General features: G+C 60.9%; 7 protein-coding genes. 6 read left to right on the top strand and 1 reads right to left on the bottom strand.

Translation table 11 applies throughout. The features are described 5' to 3' along the window. Positions 1-202: 202 nt before the first annotated feature. Complete coding sequence (gene ppk2, locus EKA13_RS25100; RefSeq protein WP_176717483.1) at positions 203-1,099, top strand: polyphosphate kinase 2; 897 nt, start codon at positions 203-205, stop codon at positions 1,097-1,099. A gap of 101 nt (positions 1,100-1,200) precedes the next feature. Next, a complete protein-coding gene (locus EKA13_RS25095; RefSeq protein ID WP_065761809.1) occupies positions 1,201-1,644 on the top strand; it encodes a hypothetical protein in 444 nt (147 codons plus the stop codon). Between the two features lie 247 nt (positions 1,645-1,891). Here EKA13_RS25095 and gabP read toward each other — a convergent pair whose 3' ends face one another. Beyond that, entirely contained in the window at positions 1,892-3,289 is a 1,398-nt protein-coding gene (gene gabP, locus EKA13_RS25090; RefSeq protein ID WP_065761808.1) for a GABA permease, read from the bottom strand. A 600-nt stretch (positions 3,290-3,889) separates the two neighbouring features. Between gabP and EKA13_RS25085 the strand changes: the two genes are divergently transcribed. From EKA13_RS25085 to EKA13_RS25070, 4 genes are read left to right on the top strand one after another with little or no spacing between them, the layout of a single operon-like run. After that, positions 3,890-4,663, top strand: a complete 774-nt coding sequence (locus tag EKA13_RS25085) for an ABC transporter ATP-binding protein (RefSeq protein ID WP_065761807.1) — start codon at positions 3,890-3,892, stop codon at positions 4,661-4,663. Positions 4,664-4,676: 13 nt separating this feature from the next. Then, the gene (locus EKA13_RS25080; protein ID WP_065761806.1) at positions 4,677-5,429 is read left to right on the top strand and encodes an ABC transporter substrate-binding protein; all 753 of its coding nucleotides are present in this window, start codon (positions 4,677-4,679) and stop codon (positions 5,427-5,429) included. A gap of 56 nt (positions 5,430-5,485) precedes the next feature. After that, the gene (locus EKA13_RS25075; protein ID WP_065761805.1) at positions 5,486-6,181 is read left to right on the top strand and encodes an ABC transporter permease; all 696 of its coding nucleotides are present in this window, start codon (positions 5,486-5,488) and stop codon (positions 6,179-6,181) included. Next, positions 6,178-6,867, top strand: a complete 690-nt coding sequence (locus tag EKA13_RS25070; RefSeq protein ID WP_065761804.1) for an ABC transporter permease — start codon at positions 6,178-6,180, stop codon at positions 6,865-6,867. The genes EKA13_RS25075 and EKA13_RS25070 overlap by 4 nt, the downstream gene beginning before the upstream one ends. The last annotated feature ends 101 nt before the right edge of the window (positions 6,868-6,968 follow it).

Raw genomic sequence — 6,968 nt, 5'->3', positions numbered from 1 at the left:
GTCTCCCATGAGCGAAGAATCAACCGCCCACCCCCTTCCCAGCGCCTTGCCTGAAAGCACCACGCCAACCGCAACGCTCAGCACCAGCAAAAGCGCCCCGCGCAAAGCCACTGCACCGCGCACCCGCCGAGCGCGCAGCACCAGCAAACCGGCAGCCGTGAAAAACCTTGAAGCCGAAATCACTCTGGCCAGCCAGCAACCAATGGCCCTGCAAGTGATTTCCGCGCCCCATGGTTCGAACGAAGACAGCTCCTCGGCGAAACTTCCGGCCCGCTACCCGTACCGCAACCGCATGCGCCGCCTTGAATACGAAAAGGCCAAGCACGAGCTGCAGATCGAACTGCTCAAGGTGCAAAACTGGGTCAAGGAAACCGGGCAACGGATCGTGGTGCTTTTTGAAGGCCGTGATGCGGCGGGCAAAGGCGGCACCATCAAACGCTTCATGGAACACCTGAACCCACGTGGCGCGCGAATCGTCGCCCTGGAGAAGCCTTCCGAACAGGAAAAAGGCCAGTGGTACTTCCAGCGCTACATCCAGCACCTGCCCACAGCGGGTGAAATGGTCTTCTTCGACCGCTCCTGGTACAACCGCGCTGGCGTCGAGCGGGTGATGGAATTCTGCACCCCGCTGCAGTACCTGGAATTCATGCGCCAGGCGCCAGACCTTGAACGCATGCTCTGCAACAGCGGCATCCTGCTGTTCAAGTACTGGTTCTCAGTGGACCGCGAAGAACAACTGCGACGCTTCATCTCGCGCCGCGACGACCCGCTCAAGCACTGGAAACTCTCGCCCATCGACATCAAGTCGCTGGACCGCTGGGACGACTACACCGCGGCCAAGGAAGCCATGTTCTTCCACACCGACACCGCCGACGCCCCCTGGACCGTGATCAAGTCGGATGACAAGAAGCGCGCGCGCCTCAACTGCATTCGCCACTTCCTGCACTCACTCGACTACCCGGGCAAGAACCTGAAAGTCGCCCATCAGCCGGACCCGCTGCTGGTCGACCGTGCTTCACGGGTGATCGAGGAAGACGAAAGAGCGACCACCGAACACCGGATTGAGCCGAGCACCCAGCCGCTGTCATTGCCCGCCTGAGCCACCTGCCGCCCACCACAACGCACCAGACGCAGCTTGGGTTTCCTGACCAACTGCGTTTCAATAGCCGGACGCATCAGCTTATTTCAAGGATTTCATCGATGGCCTCCAGCAGCAAACAACAGAAACGCGCCAAACGCGCCGCCAACAAGGCCCGGGAAAACCGAATGGTGCGCAGTGGGCAGGCGGTCAAGAGCTCGTCGGACGCTTCCAGCGTGGGTGTTGAGCAGGTATTCAACAAGGCCATGAACTCGGGCAGCTACAACGCCCTGTTCGAGAAAATGAAACAAGCCCAGGCGCAAGACAACGGCCTGCAGGCAATGATCGCGGTGTTCCTCGTCGACCCGTTGCTGGCCCTGGTGCTCAAGGGGCACAAGGAAGAGCAATCGACCGACTACATCGTCATGGTCTTCTGCGCCTACCGCAAATGGCTCGACGACGCCGACGAAGCCACCGCCATGGCCTGGCTGGAGAGCGACGAATTCCAGGAAGCCTACGTCGCCGCCTCGGAAGCCGTCTCGAAAGTACAAAAGCGCCCGGCATAACAGGGCTGCAGCTCATCCTGTAGGAGCCGGGCTTGCCTGCGATAGGGTCAGTGGAGTGTCAGTAAGTTCGCGGTGCCTGCATCGCGGGCAAGACCCGCTCCTACCAAACCCGTGGAATGGGCTTGCCCGCGATAGGGTCAGTGGGGCGCCAGTAAGTTCGCGGTGCCTGCATCGCGGGCAAGCACCGCTCCCACAGTAGCAGGCCGCTCCCATTCGGGTAGCGGCCTTTTTGCTCAACAGCCGTGTATCAGTTGTTCAGTACGGCGGCACGCCCAGCGGCCAGGGCCTTGTGCTTGCGCGCCGTCAGCAGGCCCGCAGCGACCACGGCGATGGTCAGCAGGCCAGTCGCGATGATCTCCACCCGATGGTCCGGGCGGATCAGCATGACCGTCAGGATGCCAACGATGAACAGGATGGTCGCCCAGGTCAGGCCCGGGAACAGCCACATCTTGAAGACGATCTTCTCACCACGGGCTATGCGCTGACGACGCATGCGCAGTTGCGAGATGGCAATCACCAGGTACACCAGCAGCGCAATGGCGCCAGAGCTGGCCAGCAGGAACTCGAACACCGCCGCCGGCGCGACATAGTTGGCGAACACGGCCAGGAACGCAGCAGCAGTCGACAACAGCACCGCCCAGTGTGGCGTGCCGCTGGCGTTGGTGCGCTGGGCAATTGCCGGGGCGTCACCACGCTTGCCGAGGGAGAACAGCATGCGCGAGGAGGTGTACAGCGCCGAGTTCAGGCAGCTGGTTACTGCAATCAACACGACGATGTCGACGATCACCTTGGCATTCGGCACGCCGATCAGGTTCAACACCGTCTGGTACGAACCGACTTCTGCCAATGGGCCATGGTTCCACGGCACCAGTGCCACGACGATAAAGATCGATACGAGGTAGAACAGGCAAATCCGCCAGATGACCGAGTTGGTCGCCTTGGTGATCTGCTTGCACGGGTCTTTCGATTCGGCCGCTGCAATGGTGACAATCTCAGTACCCATGAACGAGAACATGGTGGTCAGCATGGCTGCCAGCACCGCTCCCATCCCGTTAGGCATGAAGCCTTGGGTATCGAACAGGTGGCTGACACCACTGACCTGGCTGTTCGGCATGAAACCGAAGATCGCCGCCAGCCCGAGAATGATGAAGCCAATGATCGCCACCACCTTCATCAAGGCGAACCAGAACTCGAACTCGCCGTAGTTCTTCACACTGAACAGGTTGGTTGCGGTCAGCAACAGGGTAATGATCAGGGTAAAGGCCCAAATCGCAATATCAGGGAACCAGGCATGCAGGATGGTCGCGGCGGCGTTGGCCTCCAACGGGATCACCAACACCCAGAACCACCAGTACAACCAGCCGATGGTGAAACCGGCCCAGTGGCCGATGGCCTTGTCGGCGTAGGTGGAGAAAGAACCCGTATCCGGCGACGCCACGGCCATTTCGGCCAACATGCGCATCACCAACACCACCAGCGTACCGGCAGCGGCGTAGGCCAGCAGCACGGCAGGGCCGGCTTCGGCGATGGCATGGCCGGAGCCGACGAACAAACCGGCACCGATTACACCCGCGATGGACAGCATGGTGACATGCCGTTGCTTGAGCCCCTGAGCGAGGTCATTGGAGTTGTGCGTACCGCTCATAACACTACCTATAGCGAGGAATGGGCGCTCTAATCCTGAATCACACCCTTCGTAAAGAAAGACTGATACGTCCTGTTACCCATGCCTTGAGCAAGAACTGCGCCAAATTTTTTCAGCAGCAGCTGCGCATTCAGCACAACCCCCTACAACGAGCCTTGCGGGCCTTTTGGCCAAAGGCTGGCCAAAAGACCATTATTCAAGGGCATCGCACCTCAGATTACCGAAATACTCAGTTACACATACATGCAGGTGCACCGAAATCGGCCGGTGGTAACACCCCTGCACATTTTTTGCGCAATAAAAGTGCAACCCGGCAGTGCAACCCACAGGCAGCCCAGAGGGCACAGGACTAAATACGGCTTCCCAGTACCGGCCAAAACTGGCACCATCGCGCCTTTTTTCATCAAGGCTCCGGCCCTGGAAATGGGAGCAGGCGGACATTGGCGCGACAGTCCGCTGCAACGATGCGACACCTGCCCTCACCCCAGCCGATTGCCCCGCCCGACGCTGTTGGCGGCCGTCAGAACGCTATGCTAGCGTGGCGCCACGCCAGGAAGGCCTACAACAGCAGGAGCGCATCAGAACTCATGAGGACCGCACATGGCCCAGGCCACGCCCGCGCTTGAAATCCGCAACCTGCACAAACGCTACGGTGACGTGGAGATACTCAAGGGTATTTCGCTGACCGCACGCGACGGCGACGTGATCTCGATTCTGGGGTCTTCGGGTTCAGGCAAGTCCACCCTGCTGCGCTGCATCAACCTGCTGGAAAACCCGCATCAAGGCCAAATCCTCGTCGCGGGTGAAGAGCTGCGCCTGAAGGCCGCGAAAAACGGCGAGCTGATCGCCGCCGACAACAAGCAGATCAATCGCCTGCGCAGCGAGATCGGCTTCGTCTTCCAGAACTTCAACCTCTGGCCGCACATGACCATCCTCGACAACATCATCGAGGCGCCCCGTCGCGTGCTGGGCCAGAGCAAGGCCGAAGCCATCGAGACCGCCGAAGCACTGCTGGACAAGGTCGGCATTCACCACAAGCGCCACGCCTACCCCGCCGAGTTGTCTGGCGGGCAACAACAGCGGGCCGCCATCGCCCGGACCCTGGCCATGCAACCGAAGGTCATCCTGTTTGACGAGCCCACCTCGGCACTGGACCCGGAAATGGTCCAGGAAGTGCTCAACGTGATCCGTGCGCTGGCCGAAGAAGGTCGAACCATGCTACTGGTTACTCACGAAATGGGCTTTGCCCGCCAGGTGTCCAGCGAAGTGATCTTCCTGCACCAAGGCCTGATCGAAGAGCAAGGATCGCCGCAGCAGGTTTTTGAAAACCCGAACTCGGCGCGCTGCAAACAATTCATGTCCAGCAACCGCTAACGGAGCAACACGCATGCAGAGCTATAAGAAATTCCTCCTGGCCGCTGCCGCCACGCTGGTGTTTTCGGCCAATGCCATGGCTGCCGAAAAACTGAAGATGGGCATCGAGGCGGCCTACCCGCCGTTCAACAACAAGGATGCCAGCGGCCAGGTCGTCGGCTTCGACAAAGACATCGGCGACGCCCTGTGCGCCAAGATGAAAGTCGAATGCGACGTCGTCACCTCGGACTGGGACGGCATCATCCCGGCCCTGAACGCCAAGAAGTTCGACTTCCTGATCTCCTCGCTGTCGATCACCGACGAACGCAAGCAGGCCGTTGACTTCACCGACCGCTACTACTCGAACAAACTGCAGTTCATCGCCCCGAAAAACGTCGACTTCAAAACCGACAAGGCCTCGCTCAAAGGCAAGGTGATCGGTACCCAGCGCGCCACCCTCGCCGGCACCTGGCTAGAAGACAACTACGGCAGCGACGTCGACATCAAGCTCTACGACACCCAGGAAAACGCCTACCTGGACCTGACCTCCGGCCGGGTCGACGCGATCCTCGCCGACAAGTACGTCAACTATGACTGGCTGAAAACCGACGCTGGCAAGAACTACGAGTTCAAGGGCGACCCGGTGGTCGAGAGTGACGAAGTCGGTATCGCCGTGCGTAAAGGCGACCCACTGCGTGAGAAGCTGAATGCTGCGCTGAAAGAAATCATCGCCGACGGCACGTACAAGAAGATCAACGACAAGTACTTCCCGTTCAGTATCTACTGATCCGCCCGACCGGCACCGCCCTGGCGGCGGTGCCCGTCCCTTGAACAAACCTGCCCATGAATATCGACCTCTACGGATTCGGCCCGGCACTTGCTGCCGGTACCTTGATGACCGTCAAACTGGCGTTGTGTGCCCTGGCACTGGGGCTGGTCCTGGGCCTGCTCGGCGCCCTGGCCAAAACCTCGCCGTACAAACCCCTGCAATGGCTCGGTGGTTTCTACTCCACCCTGGTACGTGGCGTACCTGAACTGCTGTGGGTACTGTTGATCTACTTCGGCACCGTCAGCCTGATGAACCGGCTGGGCGAAGCCCTGAACATCCCCGGCCTGGAGCTCAACGCCTTCGCCGCTGGCGTCATCGCCCTGGGCCTGTGCTTCGGCGCCTATGCCACGGAAGTCTTCCGTGGTGCGATCCTGGCCATCCCCAAGGGCCACCGTGAAGCAGGCCTGGCCCTGGGCCTGTCCAAGGGCCGGATCTTCTCGAAACTGATCCTGCCGCAAATGTGGCGCATCGCCCTGCCCGGCCTGGGCAACCTGTTCATGATCCTGATGAAAGACACCGCGCTGGTCTCGGTGATCGGCCTGGAAGAAATCATGCGTCACTCGCAGATCGCCGTGACGGTCAGTAAACAGCCATTCACCTTCTATATGGTTGCCGCCTTCATCTACCTGGGCCTGACCATCATCGCCATGACCGGCATGCACTTCATGGAAAAACGCGCCGCACGCGGCTTCGCGAGGGCCAACCAATGAACTGGGAAGTCATCATCAAGTGGCTGCCACGCCTGGCCCAAGGCGCCACGCTCACCCTGGAACTGGTCGCCATCGCGGTGATCGCCGGGCTGATCCTGGCCATCCCGCTGGGCATCGCCCGCTCGTCGCGGCACTGGTATGTACGTGCCGTGCCCTTCAGCTACATCTTCTTCTTCCGTGGCACCCCGCTGCTGGTGCAGCTGTTCCTGGTGTATTACGGCCTGGCCCAGTTCGACGCCGTGCGCAGCAGCGCCCTGTGGCCGTACCTGCGTGACCCGTTCTGGTGTACGGTGCTGACCATGACCCTGCACACCGCCGCCTACATCGCCGAGATCCTGCGCGGTGCGCTGCAGGCCATCCCACGGGGCGAGATCGAAGCGGCCCGGGCGCTGGGCATGTCCAAGGCCAAGGCGCTGTTCTACATCATGCTGCCGCGTGCCGCACGGATCGGCCTGCCGGCCTACAGCAACGAAGTGATCCTGATGCTCAAGGCCAGTGCCCTGGCCAGTACCGTCACCCTGCTGGAACTCACCGGCATGGCGCGCACCATCATCGCCCGCACCTACCTGCCGGTAGAGATCTTCTTCGCGGCCGGGCTGTTCTACCTGCTGATCTCCTTCCTGCTGGTAAACGGCTTCAAGCTGCTCGAACGCTGGCTGCGAGTCGATGCCTGCCAAGGCCGCTGAACCGGCAAGCGGGGCCGCCTCCGGCCCCGCTGCTGCCCTGGCTGACGCACACCTGCTCAGCCGTTTCCAGGCCCTTGACCACTTCCTGCTGCAACACCAGG

Origin of the sequence: Pseudomonas defluvii (genome assembly GCF_001695625.1) — a bacterium.
In the GTDB taxonomy this organism is placed as follows: Bacteria; Pseudomonadota; Gammaproteobacteria; order Pseudomonadales; family Pseudomonadaceae; genus Aquipseudomonas; species Aquipseudomonas defluvii.
Note: the sequence above shows the minus strand (reverse complement) of the source record. Positions and strands in the feature narration are given on the sequence as shown.

Excerpts from the sequence above, each read along its gene's own strand:
- ppk2 (WP_176717483.1), top strand. The coding sequence starts at position 203 with ATGGCCCTGCAAGTGATTTCCGCGCCCCATGGTTCGAACGAAGACAGC.
- EKA13_RS25095 (WP_065761809.1), top strand. The coding sequence starts at position 1,201 with ATGGCCTCCAGCAGCAAACAACAGAAACGCGCCAAACGCGCCGCCAAC.
- gabP (WP_065761808.1), bottom strand. The coding sequence starts at position 3,289 with ATGAGCGGTACGCACAACTCCAATGACCTCGCTCAGGGGCTCAAGCAA.
- EKA13_RS25085 (WP_065761807.1), top strand. The coding sequence starts at position 3,890 with ATGGCCCAGGCCACGCCCGCGCTTGAAATCCGCAACCTGCACAAACGC.
- EKA13_RS25080 (WP_065761806.1), top strand. The coding sequence starts at position 4,677 with ATGCAGAGCTATAAGAAATTCCTCCTGGCCGCTGCCGCCACGCTGGTG.
- EKA13_RS25075 (WP_065761805.1), top strand. The coding sequence starts at position 5,486 with ATGAATATCGACCTCTACGGATTCGGCCCGGCACTTGCTGCCGGTACC.
- EKA13_RS25070 (WP_065761804.1), top strand. The coding sequence starts at position 6,178 with ATGAACTGGGAAGTCATCATCAAGTGGCTGCCACGCCTGGCCCAAGGC.